General features: G+C 41.5%; 21 protein-coding genes and 1 pseudogene. 9 read left to right on the top strand and 13 right to left on the bottom strand.

The window, feature by feature from the left end; all coding sequences use genetic code 11:
- Window positions 1-244 precede the first annotated feature (244 nt).
- The 8 genes from AM629_RS07345 to cpxR all read right to left on the bottom strand — a co-directional run bounded on the left by AM629_RS07345 (window position 245) and on the right by cpxR (window position 9116).
- The gene (locus AM629_RS07345) at window positions 245-1357 is read right to left on the bottom strand and encodes a D-glucuronyl C5-epimerase family protein (RefSeq protein WP_054477580.1); all 1113 of its coding nucleotides are present in this window, start codon (window positions 1355-1357) and stop codon (window positions 245-247) included.
- 1 nt (window position 1358) lies between these two features.
- The gene (locus tag AM629_RS07350) at window positions 1359-2582 is read right to left on the bottom strand and encodes a lipopolysaccharide biosynthesis protein (RefSeq protein WP_054477680.1); all 1224 of its coding nucleotides are present in this window, start codon (window positions 2580-2582) and stop codon (window positions 1359-1361) included.
- Between the two features lie 5 nt (window positions 2583-2587).
- A complete protein-coding gene (locus AM629_RS07355) occupies window positions 2588-3658 on the bottom strand; it encodes a DegT/DnrJ/EryC1/StrS family aminotransferase (protein ID WP_054477582.1) in 1071 nt (356 codons plus the stop codon).
- Between the two features lie 14 nt (window positions 3659-3672).
- Window positions 3673-4260: an acyltransferase gene (locus AM629_RS07360; protein WP_054477584.1), complete on the bottom strand. Its 588-nt coding sequence runs from the start codon at window positions 4258-4260 to the stop codon at window positions 3673-3675.
- An 18-nt stretch (window positions 4261-4278) separates the two neighbouring features.
- A complete protein-coding gene (locus tag AM629_RS07365) occupies window positions 4279-5328 on the bottom strand; it encodes a Gfo/Idh/MocA family protein (RefSeq protein ID WP_054477586.1) in 1050 nt (349 codons plus the stop codon).
- 13 nt (window positions 5329-5341) lie between these two features.
- The gene (locus AM629_RS07370; RefSeq protein ID WP_054477588.1) at window positions 5342-6652 is read right to left on the bottom strand and encodes a nucleotide sugar dehydrogenase; all 1311 of its coding nucleotides are present in this window, start codon (window positions 6650-6652) and stop codon (window positions 5342-5344) included.
- Between the two features lie 401 nt (window positions 6653-7053).
- The gene (gene cpxA / locus AM629_RS07375) at window positions 7054-8424 is read right to left on the bottom strand and encodes an envelope stress sensor histidine kinase CpxA (RefSeq protein ID WP_054477590.1); all 1371 of its coding nucleotides are present in this window, start codon (window positions 8422-8424) and stop codon (window positions 7054-7056) included.
- Window positions 8421-9116, bottom strand: a complete 696-nt coding sequence (gene cpxR, locus AM629_RS07380) for an envelope stress response regulator transcription factor CpxR (RefSeq protein ID WP_054477592.1) — start codon at window positions 9114-9116, stop codon at window positions 8421-8423. Before cpxR ends, cpxA begins: the two co-directional genes overlap by 4 nt.
- Before the next feature lie 156 nt (window positions 9117-9272).
- Here cpxR and cpxP point away from each other — a divergent pair, with 156 nt between their 5' ends.
- On the top strand, window positions 9273-9767 hold the full coding sequence (cpxP, locus tag AM629_RS07385) for a cell-envelope stress modulator CpxP (RefSeq protein ID WP_054477594.1): 495 nt from the start codon (window positions 9273-9275) through the stop codon (window positions 9765-9767).
- Window positions 9768-10190: 423 nt separating this feature from the next.
- On the opposite strand, the gene AM629_RS07390 is transcribed toward cpxP, so the two are convergent.
- Both AM629_RS07390 and AM629_RS07395 read right to left on the bottom strand, forming a co-directional pair.
- Window positions 10191-10529, bottom strand: coding sequence for a helix-turn-helix domain-containing protein (locus AM629_RS07390; RefSeq protein ID WP_054477596.1), 339 nt, complete (start codon window positions 10527-10529; stop codon window positions 10191-10193).
- Window positions 10526-10885, bottom strand: coding sequence for a type II toxin-antitoxin system RelE/ParE family toxin (locus tag AM629_RS07395; protein ID WP_054477599.1), 360 nt, complete (start codon window positions 10883-10885; stop codon window positions 10526-10528). Before AM629_RS07395 ends, AM629_RS07390 begins: the two co-directional genes overlap by 4 nt.
- Window positions 10886-11122: 237 nt before the next feature.
- Here AM629_RS07395 and AM629_RS07400 point away from each other — a divergent pair.
- A pseudogene (locus tag AM629_RS07400) lies at window positions 11123-11516 on the top strand (phage tail protein); the annotation flags it as partial.
- A 480-nt stretch (window positions 11517-11996) separates the two neighbouring features.
- Here AM629_RS07400 and AM629_RS07405 read toward each other — a convergent pair.
- Both AM629_RS07405 and AM629_RS07410 read right to left on the bottom strand, forming a co-directional pair.
- Window positions 11997-12281, bottom strand: a complete 285-nt coding sequence (locus AM629_RS07405; protein WP_054477603.1) for a type II toxin-antitoxin system RelE/ParE family toxin — start codon at window positions 12279-12281, stop codon at window positions 11997-11999.
- Complete coding sequence (locus AM629_RS07410) at window positions 12274-12516, bottom strand: type II toxin-antitoxin system ParD family antitoxin (protein WP_036811444.1); 243 nt, start codon at window positions 12514-12516, stop codon at window positions 12274-12276. Before AM629_RS07410 ends, AM629_RS07405 begins: the two co-directional genes overlap by 8 nt.
- Window positions 12517-12936: 420 nt before the next feature.
- On the opposite strand from AM629_RS07410, the gene AM629_RS07420 reads away from it, so the two are divergent.
- From AM629_RS07420 to AM629_RS07455, 7 genes are all read left to right on the top strand, one after another.
- Complete coding sequence (locus tag AM629_RS07420; RefSeq protein WP_054477605.1) at window positions 12937-13284, top strand: type II toxin-antitoxin system HicB family antitoxin; 348 nt, start codon at window positions 12937-12939, stop codon at window positions 13282-13284.
- Between the two features lie 37 nt (window positions 13285-13321).
- Complete coding sequence (locus AM629_RS07425; protein ID WP_161804219.1) at window positions 13322-13675, top strand: type II toxin-antitoxin system RelE/ParE family toxin; 354 nt, start codon at window positions 13322-13324, stop codon at window positions 13673-13675.
- 170 nt (window positions 13676-13845) lie between these two features.
- Complete coding sequence (locus AM629_RS07430) at window positions 13846-14520, top strand: CDP-alcohol phosphatidyltransferase family protein (RefSeq protein ID WP_054477609.1); 675 nt, start codon at window positions 13846-13848, stop codon at window positions 14518-14520.
- Complete coding sequence (locus tag AM629_RS07435) at window positions 14513-15154, top strand: lysophospholipid acyltransferase family protein (protein ID WP_054477611.1); 642 nt, start codon at window positions 14513-14515, stop codon at window positions 15152-15154. Before AM629_RS07430 ends, AM629_RS07435 begins: the two co-directional genes overlap by 8 nt.
- On the top strand, window positions 15151-16095 hold the full coding sequence (locus AM629_RS07440; RefSeq protein ID WP_188093325.1) for a phosphatidate cytidylyltransferase: 945 nt from the start codon (window positions 15151-15153) through the stop codon (window positions 16093-16095). The genes AM629_RS07435 and AM629_RS07440 overlap by 4 nt, the downstream gene beginning before the upstream one ends.
- 380 nt (window positions 16096-16475) lie before the next feature.
- On the top strand, window positions 16476-17447 hold the full coding sequence (gene pfkA, locus AM629_RS07450) for a 6-phosphofructokinase (protein ID WP_054477617.1): 972 nt from the start codon (window positions 16476-16478) through the stop codon (window positions 17445-17447).
- Window positions 17448-17630: 183 nt separating this feature from the next.
- Entirely contained in the window at window positions 17631-18632 is a 1002-nt protein-coding gene (locus tag AM629_RS07455; protein WP_054477620.1) for a sulfate ABC transporter substrate-binding protein, read from the top strand.
- A 63-nt stretch (window positions 18633-18695) separates the two neighbouring features.
- Here the strand turns inward: AM629_RS07455 and tpiA are convergent, their stop codons facing one another.
- Window positions 18696-19463, bottom strand: a complete 768-nt coding sequence (tpiA, locus tag AM629_RS07460; protein WP_054477621.1) for a triose-phosphate isomerase — start codon at window positions 19461-19463, stop codon at window positions 18696-18698.
- Window positions 19464-19521: the final 58 nt, after the last annotated feature.

Raw genomic sequence — 19521 nt, forward strand, 5'->3', positions numbered from 1 at the left:
TGGGAATATAACTGATACGGGTATAATGTAAGTTATATATATTAACCATAGAAAAACCATGACTGGATTTTTTTTGTTATTGAGCAAAATGAGAGGTAAGAAAGATATCCAACAGAGAAAAATGCTCAAGTAACCTTGTGGGGCAATATTATAGCCTCTTACCTCATGGAATGTGTCTAATATAAGCATCGAATTCAGGTAGATAATAATCTGATATATAAATATTTTTAGAGTTATTTTAATTTTATTTTGCATTTTTTCTGATAAGGAAATAAATAGATGATAATACTAAGATAGATAGGAAGTACATTGTAATAAATTGATAATATGCCCAACTAATAGGCCCGTGTTTTATGTAATAATAGCCAATGTTAGCGGTGGATTTACTCCAATTATGATATAAATCTATTATCTCTTTATTTTTAAAATTTTGATTTCTTTCTATCAGATCTTTTAGGAGTAGGGTATGTATTCTATGATATTTGATATTACTTGGATTGCCAATTAAATCATAGCTGGACCATTCATTTCTTATGTCGAACTTAAATATATTATTACTGATCGATTGATACAAACTTTCGGATACCCTTTTACTTTCATCTATATTTAGATGATTTTCGAAGGACTCAATGCCATAAGTGGAGTAAATCATTCCGTTTAATACAAAAGCCAATTGGTCTGAATTAGCCTGAGGATCAACATATTCTTCAATCCATGGCATATTATCTAATGTTGTTAAACTGCCGCCTTTATGAATAGGTGTTAGTGATGATTGGTATAGTAGTTTCGAGGTTGACAGATATTTATCATCACCAAAATGGTCATAAGCCCTTAATAGGAGAATAATAGCATATGCGTCTGTTAGTCCAGACCACCAGGGGGCAGAGAGTTTGTTGTTTTTATATCCTTTATATGGCCAATCAAAATCATATAAGTAGTGATTTTCACCATGAAATAACTTTGTATTGTTTAATAACCAATCCGCTGAAAATTTAAAATTAGAAATTAATTGGTCTTTATTGAATTTAGGCGGTGGTACATTCCATCCAGGTAAGGATGAATCCGTCCTCCATAATATATTGATGTTGTCTTTATTTAGGGCTAAAGAAGAGTATATCATTCCATAGTGAACAACATAAAATGGAGATAAAAATGGCTCAGGAATATGGGGTGAATGTGATAAGGGAAAACCATAGCTATTAAATTCACGTTGAGAAAATTTCCCTTTCATGACCAAGCTTCTTACACTACCATTGAATTCATCTATTTCATAAGCATATTTATTGAATGTATAGCTCACAATCATCACGATAATGATGTAGGGAATTATTTTTATTATGTTTTTATTTCTCTTCATTTTAACCTTCTTTATACATGAAAGATAATTTTAGAATATAAGCAGTACTCATCAGATAGAGAACAAAACTTGTGAGTGAAAATAATAAAAGGGCTAAATAGATATCTCCTAGCATATATCCGACTAAGAGGGCTATAAATCTTAATATGATAGATGTTGTTTGAATGAATAAATTGCTTTTTTGATGTTCAAAAATAGATAAATATATTGATAAAGATGAATATATTATTTGCCCGCATAAATGAGGTATTAAACATAATAGATATTTACCTGATTCATACCATTCTTCACCAAAAATAAAGGTTATGACGGGTATGCCCGCGAAGTATGTTACTATAGCAAATAAAAGAGAAATTAGCGTTAAAAAATAAAATGTTTTTTTTATCTTTAAAAAAGGTGCTGTAGCCGGGTCTTTTAAATATCCTTGTAATATAGACGAAACGGTTTGGCTTAGTAGTATAATTGGGGCGCCTGATATTCTGGATGCGATTAAATAAAATCCGGCTGATTTTAGCCCATATGTGGACATGATAAATAATGGAGGTAGTTCATTACTAAATGTATTAATTGAGGCCGCAGGAAAATCATAAACGGGAAATTTATAATATTTTTTAGCCAGTAGTTTTATTTTTTTGAATTCTTTTCTGTTTGTAATAAAACGATATTGAGATTTTTTACCTAAAAATAGAACACCTAACGATTGACCTAATATCTGACCTAAGATAAGACTGCTTGCACCTAAACTAGCGATACCCCCAATGATTTGAACGCTAACCATAACAATCGTTTGAGTTATTCTAGTGATAGAGAATTCACGATATTGCCTTTTTCTTATACTATTGAAACTGACGGCTCGATAAAATCCATAAGTTATAATACCCAGTGGGATATAGTATATATAGTTTCCTATGGCTATTTTTTCTGATGGATTGTATATTGCAAAGACAGTGATGACTATCAAGCTAATGGTTATTGGAATGAGGCAAGATAATGTGATTAATGAATTAATCTCACGATTTTTTTCTGATGAACTTATCGAAAATTCATAACGAAGACAAGCACCCACAGCAAAAACACTTAAAAGTGATGAAAATGAAGCGTAAATGCCTAATTCTTCAGGTGAGAATAATCTTGTTAATACAGGTGTCGATAGTAATAATAATATCTGGCTGATTAATGATGAGAGTAATAAGCCAGATATATTCCTCAATAGTTTATGGTTCATAAATTTCAAATTGAACCGGTAATTTTATTAATTAAATCTATGGATAAATAAGGATGCATCGGTAAGCTAATCACTTCCTGGGCGATTTCATCACCCACAGGCAGAGTGATATTACTGGCCACCGCAGGTTGTTTATTCAAGGGAATAGGATAATGAATGGCGGTTGGGATGCCTTGTTCTTTTAATTTTCGCTGTAATTCGTCCCGGTTTTTAACCCGGATAGTATATTGCGCATAGGCAGAGAGATTGTGTGGCTCAATATAGGGTGTGGTCATGATGCCAATGTTATTCAATGCCTGATTGTAGTTTGTGGCAACTGTCTGACGTAATGCCATTTCTTCATCAAATATGTCCAGTTTGGGGAGTAGAATGGCCGCTTGCAGGGTATCTAAACGGCTATTCACTCCAACTCTGACATGGTGGTATCGCCTGTCTTGTCCATGGCGGGCAATTTGACGAATAATTTTCGCCAGCTCTTCATCGTGGGTGAAAATAGCCCCGCCATCACCGTAACACCCCAGGGGTTTACTGGGGAAGAAACTGGTACAAGAAATTGTGGTCAGGTTACAGGAGCGTTTTCCTTTATATGTTGCGCCGAAACTTTGGGCCGCATCTTCTATGACGGTCAGGTTATGTTTTGCTGCAATGGCATTAATTTCGTCAAAATCGGCACATTGTCCATATAAGGAGACCGGAATAATTGCTTTGGTTTTGGCGGTAATCGCGGCTTCGAGTAAAGCCGGGTCTAAGTTGTACGTGGTGGGTTTGACATCCACATAGACCGGTATGCCGCCCAGCAGTGCGACGGTTTCAGCGGTGGCAATGTAGGTAAATCCGGGGGTAATGACCTCGTCACCCGGTTTGATGCCAATCGCCATTAAGGCAATTTGTAACGCATCGGTACCATTCGCGCAGGTAATACAATATGGCGCCCCGGTGTATGCAATCAGCTTTTCTTCTAATTCGGCCACTTCCGGCCCTAAAATATATTTGCCGTGGGTGAGGACCTTTTGGATATTCGCGTCAATGTTATCTTTAATTCTGCGTTGTTGAGCAGCCAGATCGGTAAATTGCATTCTTTTATCCTTGCTTATTTAATTCGCACGACGGTCTGGTTATTGAGCTGATAAATATGGTGTGTGTGTGGACAAATGGTGGTGGCTTGTCCATGTAGCGGTAAATCGAGTTGTTCACCAAATTCACTCATCCAGCCAATCTGTTTGGCCGGTACACCCACCATCAGGGCATAATCGGGGACATCTTTATTCACGACCGCACCGGCGCCAATAAAGGCATAAGCGCCAATGGTGGTGCCACAAATAATGGTGCAATTGGCGCCTAAAGTGGCGCCTTTTTTTACCCATGTGTTTTGATATTCACTTTTTCTTTCAATCAATGAACGGGGATTATAAACATTGGTGAAAACCATGCTGGGGCCACAAAATACGCCGTCTTCCAGATGAACGTTGTCATAAACAGAGACGTTATTTTGTATTTTGCAGTGATTGCCGAGGGTGACTTGATTGCCAATAAAGACATTTTGTCCTAACGAGCAGCCTTCGCCAATTTTGGCTCCAGAACAGACATGCGTAAAATGCCAGATACGGCTGTTTTTCCCGATTTGTGCCCCTTCATCAACGATAGCACTGGGATGTATCATTACGTGTTCGGCTGACATGAGGCTGGTTCCATGGGGTTAATAGGTTAGAGGCAAAGAAATGGTTTTATTATCTCTGGCCGATAGGTAGGCGGCGATAAGCAGCTCTAAGGATTTTAAGCCTTCCCGGCCATCCGTGATGGGCTGGGCTTCGCCTTTCATGACATCAATGACATTTTTATAGTAGAGGGGATGACCAAAGCCATAAACGGAGGTGGTTTCATAGTTGGCGGTTTTGACGTGTTGGTCATACTCTTTTTCGTCAGCGAAATGCCATTGCTGGATTTCATTGACCGCTAAGCCGCCTACTCTAACGGTGCCTTTTTCCCCCAGAATGGTGATGGAACCTTCGAGATTCTGCGGATAGGTACACATGGTGACCGCCATTGAGCCTAAGGTGCCATCCCGCCAGCGGATATTCAGTACCCCGGTATCTTCCGTTTCGATATCCAGGTGGGTAGATGTCATGGCCTGAACATCTTTGACCGGGCCGATTAACCATTCAATTAAGTCAACGTAGTGGCTGGCCTGATTCATGAAGGCACCACCGTCAAATTCCCAGGTGCCCCGCCAGGCGGCCTGGTCATAATAGGCTTGGGGGCGGGTCCAGAACACATTGAGGTGAACCATATAAATTTTGCCAAAACGTTTTTCACTGACTGCGCGTTTTAATAATTGTAGCGTCGCGTTGAGGCGGTTCTGTTTGACCACAAAGAGGTATTTACCGGCTTTATCGGCGGCCTTAACCATATTTTCACCATCTGCCAGCCGGGTAGCCATCGGTTTTTCGGTGACGACATGAAAGCCTTTATCGAAGCAGGCTATTGCCTGCTCTGGATGGAGGCCGGATGGGGTGGTCAGGATAATGATATCGGCGGTGATAGTCTCCAGCATGGTGTTTAAGTCGCTGAACCCCGGGACACCGGTTTTTTCTACCGCGGCGTTTAATGCGTCTTGATCGTTATCACAGACGGCGACTAATTCGGTCTCTTCTTGATGGATTTCCAGCGCATTGAAATGATTTTTAGCGATCCGTCCACAACCTACTAAAGCAAACCTTATCTTTCTGTCTTTGATGATGTTCAGCATGGTTTATCCTGAGTTAAGCTTTTGTAATGTTTTTATGATTGGGAGAATATTTGCCACGAGTATCAACGACTAATGTGGCGTTATTAATAATTAATTCATAATCAAATTTATCGTGATCAGTGGCTAAAATAACGCAGTCGAAGGTTTGGAGATTATTTTCCGTGATGGGCTGGCTGATTAAATTAAAATGATGTTCCCGCATTTTAGGAAAGACTGGAACGTGCGGATCTGAATATTCGATATTTGCCCCCAATGCCTGGAATTTTTCCATAATATGTACCGAGGGGCTTTCCCGCATATCATCCACATTCTTTTTATAGGCGATACCGAGGATTAATATACGGCTGCCATTAATGGATTTATTCGCCTTGTTGAGGGCTAATATGGTTTTATTGACCACATAATCGGGCATGGAGGAATTGACTTCACCGGAGAGTTCAATAAAGCGGGTATTGATACCATATTCTCGGGCTTTCCAGGTTAAATAGAAGGGGTCAATCGGAATGCAGTGACCGCCTAATCCCGGGCCGGGGTAATAAGGGACAAAGCCGAAGGGTTTGGTTGCGGCGGCGCGAATCACTTCGTGGATATCAATCCCCATTTTATCGGTAACGAGTTTCATTTCGTTGACTAAGCCGATATTGACCGCCCGGTGTATATTCTCAAGCAGTTTCGTCATCTCGGCGGCTTTAGTTGAACTGACCGGGACAACCTGGTCAATGGCGGGTTGATAAACGGCGATACCGGCTTTTAAGCAGTTTTCCGTGTGGCCGCCAATGACTTTAGGGATAGTTCGGGTCTCGAAATCAGGATTACCGGGGTCTTCCCGTTCGGGAGAATAGACCAGGAAGATATCTTCACCGACGGTTAACCCGTTTTCTTCGACCCGGGGTAATAATTCTTCTTCCGTGGTGCCTGGGTAAGTGGTGCTTTCTAAGGAGAGGAGTTGCCCGGCTCTTAAATACGGTTTTACCCGGTTGGTGGTGTTAATGACAAAGCTGATATCGGGTTCGCGGTATTTATTTAGCGGCGTGGGAACGCAAAGAATAATGGCATCACATTCCGCGATTTTGGTGAAGTCCGTAGTGGCTTCAAAACCGGTATTTATCGCTTTACTGATTTTGGATGAGGAAATATGTTCGATATAACTTTGGCCTTGATTTAATTTATCTGTTTTTTCTTTATCAATATCAAAACCAATGACCTTAAAACCGATATCGTTATATCGAAGCATTAACGGTAAGCCAACATAACCCAGGCCAACAATGGCAATAATGGCGGTTTTATTATCAAGTTTCTTGGTGAGAATGTTAAGTGAGGACATATTTTGCCTTTTAAAATGATGATTTAAAAATGAAATCATGAAAATAAGTCACATTTGGTTTTTAATAGAATGTTATCTATTTTCATAAGTTTTATTTGGCAAGTGAAACTTTAACAACCTATTTTAAATAGGTTTTATAAGATATATTATTGGAATAATAAATAATGTAATAACAAAGCTACCGCACTAGGTTATTGGCTCCCAGAATTCCTTGGAATTTTATAATGTTATCTATTATTTTGATTTTTCAATGCTTTTGCCTGCTGTAATGGAAAAGCAGTAAAAATATAAGTGTTTTTAATGAATGAAGGGGAGATTAAACCGTCAGACTCTCTGGGTCAAGCATAATAAAAATTTATCTATTTAATTATTTTGTATAATAAGGCCGGTGAAAATTTGTATCACCGGCCATGAAGTGGTAGCCAAATAACCAAGCGTAAGCCGCCTAGTGGGCTGTCTTCAGCACATACCCAGCCACGATGTTGGCTGACTGCGGTTTCTACAATGGCTAAACCAAGGCCGGTGCCGCCAGATTCTCGGTCGCGGGCTTCGTCTGTGCGGTAGAAAGGACGGAATATATGTTCGCGGTCTTCTGGGGTGACGCCAGGGCCGTCATCGTCAACGGTGATGGTGATCCCTTGATTATCGGTGTGGAAACCCACGGCAATGTGGTGGTGGGAGTAGCGTAAGGCATTGCGTACAATATTTTCAAAAGCACTGCTAAGCGCTGATGGGTTGCAGTAAATAGTCCAGGAACCCGGTGGTGAGGTTGTTTCAAGGATTTTATCCATTTGTTCAGCTTCAAAGCTGGCGTTATCAAGAATATCGTTCCATAACTCTGTCATTTTGATATTTTCTCTCAGCAGCTCATTTTTATGCTGGCTGCGGGAGAGCACTAACAGATCGTTAATCATGCTGTCTAGTCGTTGGGCTTCTGTCTCAATTCTTTCCAATTCTTTACTTTCACCATGACGACGGCGAAGTAATGCTGTTGCAAGTTGTAGGCGGGTGAGGGGCGTGCGTAGTTCATGGGAGATGTCGGAAATGAGTCGTTGCTGTGCGGTGACCATGCGCTCTAATACACTGATCATCTGATTGAAGCTGTTACCTGCGGCCAGAAACTCTTGTGGGCCAGCTTCCAATTCTGGATGCTGGCGTAGATTGCCTTTAGCAACATCGTCTGCGGCATTTTTTAATTTACGGGCCGGTTTAGCCAAACTCCAGGCTAGCCATAATAGGAGTGGCGCACTGATTAGCATAGTGGCAATTAATAGCAATAGTGGTCGGTCAAACATCAGGTTAATAAAGTCTGACTGTGGGCTGTTTGCTGGGCGAACTAAGTAGAGTTGGTAATGATCTTCTCCGTCCCGGATAGAAAATGGCCCTAACATCTCAGAACGGCCATATTTTTTCTTTTTAGGGTGATCTGCATTATCTGATTGTCCGATAAAATTGCGGACAACTTGCATTTCACTTCTCTGGGCACCAATAACCCGTCCTTCACTGGTGACTAATATCAGGCGTTGTCCTGGTGGCGCCCATTTTTCAATTGCGCGAAATAAACGGCGCCACCAGAGTAAATCATTAGCTGGGTCTTGTGCTAATTCTGCTTCAATATGTTGTTCCAGCATAATTCCCTGCCGATATTCATTTTCCAGCAGAGAGGTCAATTGTCTGGAATCCAGTTTTGGTACCATCAATACCAGCATCAGGACTAACGCGAGAGTAAACCAGAAAATTGCGAAGATGCGTGCTGTTAAGCTGTTTATCATGTTGCAGAAACCATTAAATAGCCGCGGCCACGTAAAGTTTTAAACCAAGGCTGACCATCTTCCCGTTCAGGTAATTTACGACGCAGGTTAGAGATATGCATATCAATTGCCCGGTCAAATGGGGTCAGCCGTTTACCTAATACTTCTTGGCTTAGGTGTTCGCGGGAAACAACTTGCCCCAAATGTTGAGCTAATAAATAGAGCAATGTGAATTCAGTACCTGTTAAATCTAATATTTGATTAGCGAAGCTGGCTGCCTGGCGGCCAGGGTTTAATTGTAGGTTATCGACCAGAAGCGTGGGCAGGCCGTTGTCTGTCTGTTGTTGTTCACTCCAATTTGAGCGGCGAAGAATAGCGCGTATACGAGCCACGAGTTCACGATCATTAAATGGCTTGGCAAGATAGTCATCAGCGCCTAATTCCAGTCCCAGAACACGATCCAAATCGCTTCCGCGTGCTGTCAGCATAATTACCGGGGTTTGGTGATGTAGCCGAAGTTCTTTTAATGTTGAAATACCATTCTTACGCGGCATCATAATGTCGAGTAGTAGTAAATCAATCGAGTCGTCAAGGAATTTTAATGCTTGTTCTCCGTCATAAGCGATAACAACGTTAAATCCTTCCATTTCAAGTAATTCTTTTAATAGTGATGTCAGTTCACGGTCATCATCAACTAATAGGATTTTATGCATCGATTACTTCCTCCAGGAACAAAAATACGATAACAAACTTTGTTATTCCACGACTTTACGTTCTTTTACAAGCTCTGACGCTAGTTTGCAGCCGCACAGGTATAGTTGTCTACATTGAATCGAATAGCATCGTTCGGGGAAACGAGGAGTTGTTTAATGCGTAACATAGCAGCGCTGGTTCTTGCGTCAATATTTGTTGTTAGCTCGGTAGCATCTTTAGCTGAAACAGCAAATACGGCTCACGCTGCTACAGTACCTGATATTTGTGCGTCGTGTGGTTATAAGAGTGGTGAAGCTCATCATTATCGTAATAATAATGAAACCAGTGACAATGATCATATGTTCAATGGTATCACTTTAACCGAGCAGCAGCGCCAGCAAATGCGTGATTTGATGGTGCAAAAACATCAGCAGCGCTCATTGATGTTGATTAATCGCGCAGAACGTGAAGAGATGCGCAAATTAGTAACGGCGAAGGATTTTGATGAAGCGGCAGTAAAGGCTCAAGCTGAAAAGATGGCTAGATATAGTGTTGAACGTCAGGTGGAAATGGCCCGTATCCATCATCAGATGTATCAACTGTTGACTCCTAAGCAGCAAGCACAATTAGAGCAACACCATCGGCAGCGTATGTCTCAGTTACCGAACTGATTTTGTAGTATCCATAGCATAGTAGTAAGTTAGTAGTAAACGAGAATTTTTCCTTGCCATAGACACCATCCCTGTCTTTCAGGCCCTTTTTAGGGCCTTTTTTTTCAGTCACTTACAACACATTTCTTTGTAAAACAACAACATAAAAAAGTATGAAGGGGTTAGAAAGTATACGAAAGTTTTTGAGTGTGGACGCTTGCCACAATATCAGATGCGCCTTCCAGAAAAATTTCGCGAGCAATTAGAAGAGCAAGCGTGTAGAGACGGTGATTTTTCTCTTGTAACATGGATCAAGCGGATTTTGCGTAAAGAACTATGGGAACGAGGTATTGAACCGAAAGGTTGAATCTTGTGAAATGCCAAGAAGCACCCATTCTAGGTGCCTCTTGTTTTGAATTGCTCTAACACCTTTATATGTGGGTCTTAGCCTACCGTAATCTGAACAGGTTTTCCTATACGGGTTAACATATTAACCAATGCGTCAATGGTGAATTTACTTACCTTTTTATTCACAACATCAGATACTCTTGGACGAGAAATGTGCAACACCGTTGCTACTTCAGCTTGTTTCATTTTTTTATCTGCAATCCATAAAGTAATTTCTTCCATTAGCTGTTCTTTGATTTGCAATGTGTTTTCTATTTCTCGTAAAGAGGTTGCATGAAGTTGCTGAGCCTCTTGCTCAGTAAAACCTAACTCAGAAAATATATTATGTCCGGCTGGAGTTACCCTACGAATTTCAGTGTCAATTTTAGTGGTCATTTGATATTTCTCCGTTGCTGGATAACTGCGTTGTATCGTACTTTAGCGATATCCTTATCATGTTTATTCGTTTGTTGAGTTTTTTTCTGAAAACTATGCAATACATAAATAACTTCATCGAATTTAGCAACATACATAATACGATAAATACCTGTATTGTCTCTTAGCCGTATTTCTTTTACGCCAGAACCGATGTCAGAAAAGGGTTTCCAATCTTCAGGATCTATTCCATGCTGTATTCTATGAAGCTGATAGCCTGCGTCTTTACGTGCATCTGTAGGGAAGGCTAACAAATCTTCATAAGAAGAGCCAATCCAGGCAATTTCTTTCTCTGTACCGCTCCTGATTTTCGTCATAGTTTTCCCTTCCTTACCTGATTGTATAAAATTTTATACAATTCTGTGCAAAGTTACAAGAATTGTCGCTTCATTTATCGTGCGCGGCATGAGTCTTTTGATTACTCAAGGATGAACATCTCTAATACTCTTTTTATATCCTCCACTTTGTGCTATCCCTGATACTTACCCAATCAACTGAATTTTATTGTCACAGTGATCACCATAGCGAAATCATCATTACGGGAGTCTTTCGCTATGGCACAAGATTATCATCATGGTGTCCGCGTGCAGGAAGTCAACGAGGGTACGTGCACTATTACCACTGTCAGCACCGCTATTGTCGTGCTAGTCTGCACAGCGGATGATGTTTGACACCAAAACTTTTCCCTTAAACACGCTAGTCTTGTTAACCGACATTCTGACTGCCAATAGTAAGGCCGGCAAAACGGGCACATTGTTCCATGCTCTGCGAGCGATTGCCGACCAGTCCAAACCCGTGACTGTTGTTGTGCGTGTGGCTCAGGGGAAAACTGAAGCAGAAACCACGTCGAATATCATTGGCGGCGTTACCGACGAGGGCAAAAAAACGGGAATGCAGGCGCTGCTTGCGGCACAAGGTCAGCTTGGCATCAGACCGCGTATTTTGGGTGCTTGAGCACGTTATTTTAGCTATGAACGATTTCAGCAATATTTGACATGTGAAGATGTTGAAAAGAGACAACGTGCAATAATCAAAATCATCGGCGCATCAAATCTTATTGGTAAATCTGAAAGTTGACTTTTGGATTCTATCAACTAGAGTACGATTATTCCCCATGAGGGCTTTGTTAAAAAATTTCTCCCGCAAAGGGCTTATAACCCCTCATACATAGTATGAGGGGGTTTCAGACCGCTGACAAACTTCGTTGAAAATAACGGGGTTTGTTTCCTTCATTATGAATCATAATGTCTCCATTTTCCTCATTAACCCGGTCTAATCCCCCGCTAAGGCGTTATTTTCACTTCTCCCGTAATAAAATGCTTGTTCTCCAGAAATAAAAACAACAAAGCATTGCGATCAGCAATGGCAGCTCGCAGGACGAGACAGCTATGCTGGCTTGATGCACAGCACAACATAGCACCCGCCCGCTCAAAGAAGATGACGGGGGTGATTCATCTGTTGATGAAGGATACGCGCAATCAGAATATCGGTATCCCGGATAGTATAGAAAACCGTGTGACGGTGAAACTCAACCCGCATGACACTTGGGACAGATGGGTATTCCCTCCCTATATGTGGCATTTCAGCTAGTGTGTCAAAAAATGCTTCCAGTGCCTCCGTATAATGGTCAGCCTGAACTTCACCGAATTGCAAAAGTGTATAATCATAAATCCCAGCAAAATCTTCAGCAGCCTGATCCGTGAGCTTATACATTATGTCTGTGTTTCCGTTGTTCCGCTATATCCCGTAGGGTCAGCGAGCTTTCCCCACTTTCCAAGCCAGCAATAACCGCTTTGCGTACAATCTCATCGTAAGCTTCTTGTTGCTCCAGCAAACGCAGCGCCGAACGCATAACTTCACTGGCATTTCCATAACGGCCACTTTCAATCATATGCTGTACGAACCTGTCAAGTTGTTCGCCCATACTGACAGTAGTAATTTTTCTCATATTTCACCGATGTATTAATAGTTAATACATCAAGTGTACAGCAAATGAGGCTGCATTACCAATGTCCTGAAGCCCCGAAAAAAATCGGGGCTTATGTCGATGTGGTCAAGGTGTGGACACTTACTTAAATAAATCCTTTTATTACAATGTGTTATGTTTGAAAAACAAACGCCATCCCTGTCTTTCAGGCCCTTTTTAGGGCCTTTTTTTTCAGTCATTTACAATGCATTTCTTTGTAAAACAACAATATAAAAAAGTATGAAGGGGTTGGAAAGTATACGAACGGCAACGGATCACGCCGGAAGTTTATCCTCATGGACTCAGTCTATCAGACTCCTCAACCTCATCCTGGTAACGTAATGGATAAAGGCGCAGTAAATGGCCTTCGTGAGTGGTTCGAAAATGTAATAGGAGTCGAACATGATTAAAAGCAACAACATTATGACTATCGACGGTCATCCCGCTTCTGTTACCTACGAAGCAGAAATTAGGGCCTTTCGCGGCAAGTTTCTGGATGTCACCGGATATTGTGATTTCGTATCAAACAGTATTGACGGGCTTGAAAAAGAGGGACAAATCTCACTGGCTGAATATATAGAAACGTGCGAGGAAGAGGGAATTAACCCATTCAAGGAAGAGGACAGGTTAAAATCTTTTACTCTTCGTTATCCTGGCTGGCTGGAAGCTCGTTTGACTGCGGCGACAATATCACTCGCAGTCTCAAAGAACCAGTTCATAGTTCAGCTGCTTGAGCGGGAACTTCAATAAAATAGATAACGCCGGACAGTAACAAAACGTGTTTTTAGTGATACGTATTTCATGGGAAGAAATCGCCCAAACTGACCGGGAGCAAATTTATCTCTACTTCTTTGAACGGGCTGGGCTGTTATTGGCTGATACAATGGATACAAAATTTTCGGAGATGGCTGAACTTCTGAAAGTTAGCCCATACGCAGGCATAAAGGCTCGTAACAGCCCTGATGAACGTTATAGAAAACTCGTTGTCCCTCATTTTCCTTTCATCATGCTCTACCGTTACGATGAGGATATAGAAAATATAAAAATTCTCAGAATATTGCACATCTCATTAAGCCCCTCGGCATGCGAAGGACTTTTCTTGTATATCGATGTGGTCACAGTGTGGACATTTTTGTTTTAAAATCCTTTTGTTACAATTCGTTATGTTTGGAAAACAAACACCATTCCTGTCTTTTTCCCGCCTTCTGGTGGATTTTTTTTAATTGTTGTTATTCTGACCAATCCTGTTTATCTTACTTCATTTAACTTAAGTTGATTTAATTATTCATGGTTCTCAGGAAGGGAAATAGTATGTCTGGTAACGAGATAAAAGATCGACGTCCGATCAAAACGCGCAATTCAGTATGGGCTGGGAAAGCGGCTAAGTGGCTGCAATATCACGGGGTGACACCAAATAGCATATCTATTGCTAGTGTTGTTTTTGCTGCATTAGCTGGATTGTGTTTCGCGGCCTGTTTTAAGGACCAACCTTTCTGGTTAACTTCAGTATTATTGGTTATTGGGGCTTTATTTATTCAGACTAGGTTAGTGTGTAATTTATTGGATGGAATGGTGGCTGTTGAAGGTGGTTTGAGAACATCTGCCGGCACTGTTTTTAATGATCTTCCAGATCGTATCGCTGATTCTTTTATTTTGATTGGATTGGGATATGGTTTAACTCTTTTCCCATTTGCAATTTCCCTTGGCTGTATTGCGGCATTATTGGCCGTTTTGACCGCTTATATTCGCTTATTAGGTGGTACTTGTGGTTTGCCTCAGCGTTTTCTTGGCCCAATGGCGAAACAGCATCGTATGGCATTAATTACTGTTGGTTCAATTATCGCGGCTTTTTTACCTCAGTTATGGGGCCAGTATCTTTTGTTTGTGGTATTAGTCGCTATCACCTTGGGTTGTCTCTGGACATGTATTCGTCGAACTAGAGTCATATTAAATGAATTGCAAGAGAAGGATGCTTGTAATGAATAAATCCCAAGAAGTGACACTGGTAAGTAAAGGCATGGGTTCTTTTCTGTCCGGGCTTTGCCGTTTGTTAACCGGTGTGAGAATTCGTTGGATTGGATGTAAGCCATCAGTGGCTTCCCGAATTTATTATGCTAATCATACCAGTCATCTGGATGGGTTAGTTATCTGGGCTGGGTTTCCTCGGGCATTACGTTATCGGGTGCATCCGGTCGCTGCTCGTGATTATTGGAGTAAAACTCGTCTGCGCAGGTATTTTATCAATAAAGTTTTTCGGGCTGTGCTTATTGATCGTAGAGGAGAGGATTGTTTAAAGGGAAATACTCTTACGCCAATGGAGGATGTATTAAAACGAGGGGAGTCTTTAATTTTGTTCCCAGAAGGGACACGAGGAAATGGGGAACAAATTAATAAGTTTAAAGGCGGTCTATATTATTTAGCGAAGAAATATCCTGATGTTGAGCTTATTCCTGTTTATCTGGAAAATTTAAACAGGGTTTTGCCAAAAGGTTCGGCACTTGTTGTTCCTGTTATTTGTTCGGCAACATTTGGTCAGCCTTTGGAGAAATTAGGCGAAAAAGAGGAGAAAGCTGATTTTCTCCAGCGGGCTCGTCTGGCATTGGAGGTGTTAATATTATGACTATGCTTAATAATAAACTACTCCTGTTGCTGGGTGGTATGTTCGTGCCGTTAATTATTGCCAGTATTGTTGGCGCAATACTATCTTTCAAATATTCAAAGGATAACAGTAATGCGACAATCGATAATCTGAATGCCCGCATCCGCGGCTGGTGGGGGATGTGTGTTGTTTGTTTGTTATCAGTGATTATTGGGCCAATCGGTTCAGTTTTATTATTTGCAAGTATGTCATTTTTCGCTTTACGGGAATTTTTTACTCTGACACCAACACGACGAAGTGATCATGAAGCCATGTTTTGGTGTTTTTTTATTTTTATGCCATTGCAATATATTGCCGTTGGTATTCAGTGGTATGGTGTGTTTTCTATTTTTATTCCTGTTTATGTTGTCCTGTTTTTACCTGCCCGTATTGCATTGGCTGGTGATACGACTAATTTTCTAGAGCGGACGGCTAAAATACAGTGGGGGATGTTAGTTGCTGTATTCTGTATTAGCCATGCACCTGCGTTATTGATGTTGAATATTCCTGGTTATGAAGGGGAAAATGTTGAATTACTTCTGTTTTTGATGATTGTGGTGCAGATGTCGGATGTTTTACAGTACGTGTTTGGTAAATTATTTGGCAAACATCCTATTGTGCCTAAATTGAGTCCTAATAAGACAGTTGAAGGTTTTGTCGGCGGCATTTTGGCGTCAGTTTTATTAGGAATGTCGCTTTATTGGGTTACGCCATTTTCTCCGTGGGAGGCAGGTTTGATGTCGTTAGCGATTACGCTGATGGGCTTTATTGGTGGCTTGTGTATGTCGGCGATAAAACGCGATAGTGGCATTAAAGATTTTGGTGAAATGATTGAAGGTCACGGCGGCATGTTAGACCGAATCGATTCTTTGTGTTTTGCTGCCCCAGTATTTTTTCATCTGACACGTTATTTTTATACATAGTGGAGTGGAAAGATACCAACGTAATGAATGAGGGTTATAGGTGTGAGCACTGTGGCGTTGGTTGTTGCAGTGCTGGTTTCTGTTTTGTTGGTGACTTGTGACAATTTGCTGATAAGGTGTATTTTTGCTGAGTGTGTGAAATGTGGGGCGGTAATTAAATTATTTTCAGTTAAGTTGATCTCAAAAAGGGACTCATTGTTAATGCAGACTTGGTTTTTTACCGTATTATATGTACGGTTGAATCAATTCAGCATGATTGCCTCAGTGCGCTAGGCAATGACAGGTTAAAAAGGCAGATTTCTGTTTCAGGCAAAGTGATAGCATACGAAATCCGCTGTTAGCGGGTTTGCAAATATTACATCTACAAGTCAGAGGTCATCATGGTCAATGAGATCAAAAGAATCGGTGTCTTAACGAGTGGCGGTGATGCGCCGGGTATGAATGCGGCTATTCGCGGTGTGGTTCGTGCAGGATTAACCGAAGGGTTAGAAGTTTTCGGTATTTATGATGGTTATCTTGGCTTGTATAAGAACCGCATGAAGAAACTCGACCGTTTCAGCGTATCCGATATGATTAATCGTGGTGGTACTTTCCTAGGCTCAGCTCGTTTCCCTGAGTTTAGAGATGAGAAGGTGCGAGCTATCGCTATTGAAAATATGAGAAAGAATGGTCTCGATGCGCTGGTCGTCATTGGTGGTGATGGTTCTTATCTTGGGGCGAAGAAGCTGACAGAAGCGGGTTTCCCATGTATTGGTCTGCCAGGGACTATTGATAATGATGTGGCGGGTACAGATTATACTATCGGCTATTTCACTGCGCTGGAAACGGTTGTTGAAGCCATTGACCGGCTGCGTGATACTTCGACTTCCCATAAACGTATTTCCATTGTTGAAGTGATGGGGCGTTATTGTGGTGATTTGACTTTGTCTGCCGCGATTGCGGGGGGATGTGAGTTTATCGTGTTGCCCGAAGTTTCATTTAGCCGTGATGAACTGGTTGCTGAAATTAAAGCAGGTATCGATAAAGGTAAACGCCATGCGATCGTTGCGATTACTGAACACGTTTGTGATGTGTATGAACTTGCGAGGCATATTGAAAAAGAGACTCAGCATGAAACTCGTGCAACAGTCTTAGGCCATATTCAGCGTGGTGGTTCCCCGGTTGCTTATGATCGTATTCTGGCTTCTCGCATGGGAGCATATTCTATTCAATTGCTGCTGGAAGGTTATGGTGGTCGTTGTGTTGGTATCCAGAACGAGAAACTTGTTCACCATGACATCATTGATGCAGTGCAGAATATGAAACGTGTGTTTAAACAGGATTGGCTGGAAACCGCGAAAAAACTGTATTAATTATTCCCTGTTGCCTGTAAATGCAGGAAAATTTGTATCTGTTGCAGCCTCGTTGGAGGCTGTAATTTTTCCTCAGTATATTCCTCTGGCGTATAAGTGAATGCTTTTAATTATTTCTGAGAGATAACGCTTTCTGTCAGCCTTGAATTTCATAATAGTTAAAACCGTTTGGGAGAAATCCAGATGAAAGTCAGATGGCATGTGGGATTGGCGTTACTTTTTGTTGCTAGTAGCAGCCTGTGGGCAAAAGATATTCAGCTTCTTAATGTTTCCTATGATCCAACCAGAGAGTTTTATCAGCAATATAATCAGGAATTTAGTCATTATTGGCAGCAGAAGACTGGGGATAAAGTGATAATTCGGCAATCTCATGGCGGTTCCGGTAAGCAGGCAACTTCTGTGATCAATGGTCTTGATGCGGATGTTGTGACGCTGGCTTTGGCCTATGATGTGGATGCGATTGCCGAGCGCGGTCGGATAGATAAAGCATGGATTAAGCGGTTGCGAGATAACTCAGCACCTTATACTTCAACTATTGTTTTTCTGGTGCGGAAAGGCAATCCTAAACAGATTAAAGACTGGTCAGATTTAATTCGTACAGGTGTATCTGTTGTGACACCCAATCCAAAAACATCAGGTGGAGCGCGCTGGAACTATCTGGCTGCATGGGGTTATGGGTTGGCTCATAACAATCAGGATCAGAATAAAGCGAAAGCGTTTGTGAAAGCACTTTACCACAATGTTGAAGTGTTAGATTCAGGTGCAAGGGGAGCGACCAATACTTTTGTCGAACGTGGCCTTGGTGATGTATTAATTGCCTGGGAGAATGAGGCGTTATTGGTTATTAATGAGCTTGATAAAGACAAATTCGAAATTGTGACGCCAAGTTCTTCAATTCTTGCTGAGCCAACAGTTTCTGTTGTTGATAAAGTGGTTGATAAACGTGGTAGTCGTGATCTGGCAACGGAATATCTACAATACCTTTACTCTCCTGCTGGGCAAGAGATAGCCGCTAAAAACTATTATCGTCCACGTGATAAAGCGGTTGCCGATAAATACCGGTCTGTTTTTCCTGAATTGGAATTATTTACTGTCGACGAAGTATTTGGTGGTTGGGGAAAAGCTCAGAAGGTACATTTTGTGACAGGCGGTGTGTTTGATGAGATTATTCAGCGCCAGAGATAAATAGCCGCCGTAGTTATACGGCGGCCAATGACTATTTTATGGTCATATTGATAAAACGATGAATTATACTTTTTTCGCTGTTACCGCGGCTTTTACGATAACAGCGAAAGCGTCAGCTTTCAGGGAAGCACCACCAACCAGAGCACCGTCAATGTCTGGTTGAGCGAATAGTTCAGCTGCGTTATTTGCATTCACAGAACCACCGTACTGGATAATGACTTGTTCTGCGATTGCTGCGTCTTTCTTCGCAATATGATCACGAATAAATTTGTGCACAGCTTGAGCTTGTGCTGGTGTTGCTGATTTACCGGTACCGATCGCCCAGACAGGTTCGTAAGCGATTACTGCTTCTTGGAATGCTTCGACTCCCAGTAAGTTCAGCACAGCATCAATTTGCCTTGCACATACAGTTTCAGTCTGACCGGCTTCGTTTTCCTGTTCCGTTTCACCGATGCACAGAACTGGGATCAGACCTTGTTGTTTAAGAACAGCAAATTTTTTCGCAATGAATTCGTCGCTTTCTTTGTGGTAAGTACGGCGTTCGGAGTGGCCGATGATAATGTATTCTGCGCCAATGTTTTTCAGCATTTCGGCAGAAGTTTCACCAGTAAATGCGCCAGACAAGTTTACATCGACGTCTTGTGCGCCCAGAGCAATGTGACTGCCAACCAGCGCTTGTTTAGCCTGAAAGAGATAAAGTGCTGGTGGCGCGATAGCAATTTCACAGCCAGCAACATGGTTCAGTTCTTTACGCAGGCCAGTAATAAGTTCGTTAACCATGTGGGTACTGCCGTTTAATTTCCAGTTACCCATAACCAGTGGATGCCGCATGTTTTTTCCTCCAACCAGAGAATTTTTAAGTAGTGGATTGAATGAAATTCATTCTTGG

The organism is Photorhabdus heterorhabditis (assembly GCF_001280945.1).
Classification (GTDB): Bacteria; Pseudomonadota; Gammaproteobacteria; order Enterobacterales; family Enterobacteriaceae; genus Photorhabdus; species Photorhabdus heterorhabditis.

Coding starts and splice junctions, on each gene's coding strand:
- AM629_RS07345 (WP_054477580.1), bottom strand. CDS start 1,357: ATGAAGAGAAATAAAAACATAATAAAAATAATTCCCTACATCATTATC.
- AM629_RS07350 (WP_054477680.1), bottom strand. CDS start 2,582: ATGAACCATAAACTATTGAGGAATATATCTGGCTTATTACTCTCATCA.
- AM629_RS07355 (WP_054477582.1), bottom strand. CDS start 3,658: ATGCAATTTACCGATCTGGCTGCTCAACAACGCAGAATTAAAGATAAC.
- AM629_RS07360 (WP_054477584.1), bottom strand. CDS start 4,260: ATGTCAGCCGAACACGTAATGATACATCCCAGTGCTATCGTTGATGAA.
- AM629_RS07365 (WP_054477586.1), bottom strand. CDS start 5,328: ATGCTGAACATCATCAAAGACAGAAAGATAAGGTTTGCTTTAGTAGGT.
- AM629_RS07370 (WP_054477588.1), bottom strand. CDS start 6,652: ATGTCCTCACTTAACATTCTCACCAAGAAACTTGATAATAAAACCGCC.
- cpxA (WP_054477590.1), bottom strand. CDS start 8,424: ATGATAAACAGCTTAACAGCACGCATCTTCGCAATTTTCTGGTTTACT.
- cpxR (WP_054477592.1), bottom strand. CDS start 9,116: ATGCATAAAATCCTATTAGTTGATGATGACCGTGAACTGACATCACTA.
- cpxP (WP_054477594.1), top strand. CDS start 9,273: ATGCGTAACATAGCAGCGCTGGTTCTTGCGTCAATATTTGTTGTTAGC.
- AM629_RS07390 (WP_054477596.1), bottom strand. CDS start 10,529: ATGACCACTAAAATTGACACTGAAATTCGTAGGGTAACTCCAGCCGGA.
- AM629_RS07395 (WP_054477599.1), bottom strand. CDS start 10,885: ATGACGAAAATCAGGAGCGGTACAGAGAAAGAAATTGCCTGGATTGGC.
- AM629_RS07405 (WP_054477603.1), bottom strand. CDS start 12,281: ATGTATAAGCTCACGGATCAGGCTGCTGAAGATTTTGCTGGGATTTAT.
- AM629_RS07410 (WP_036811444.1), bottom strand. CDS start 12,516: ATGAGAAAAATTACTACTGTCAGTATGGGCGAACAACTTGACAGGTTC.
- AM629_RS07420 (WP_054477605.1), top strand. CDS start 12,937: ATGATTAAAAGCAACAACATTATGACTATCGACGGTCATCCCGCTTCT.
- AM629_RS07430 (WP_054477609.1), top strand. CDS start 13,846: ATGTCTGGTAACGAGATAAAAGATCGACGTCCGATCAAAACGCGCAAT.
- AM629_RS07435 (WP_054477611.1), top strand. CDS start 14,513: ATGAATAAATCCCAAGAAGTGACACTGGTAAGTAAAGGCATGGGTTCT.
- AM629_RS07440 (WP_188093325.1), top strand. CDS start 15,151: ATGACTATGCTTAATAATAAACTACTCCTGTTGCTGGGTGGTATGTTC.
- pfkA (WP_054477617.1), top strand. CDS start 16,476: ATGGTCAATGAGATCAAAAGAATCGGTGTCTTAACGAGTGGCGGTGAT.
- AM629_RS07455 (WP_054477620.1), top strand. CDS start 17,631: ATGAAAGTCAGATGGCATGTGGGATTGGCGTTACTTTTTGTTGCTAGT.
- tpiA (WP_054477621.1), bottom strand. CDS start 19,463: ATGCGGCATCCACTGGTTATGGGTAACTGGAAATTAAACGGCAGTACC.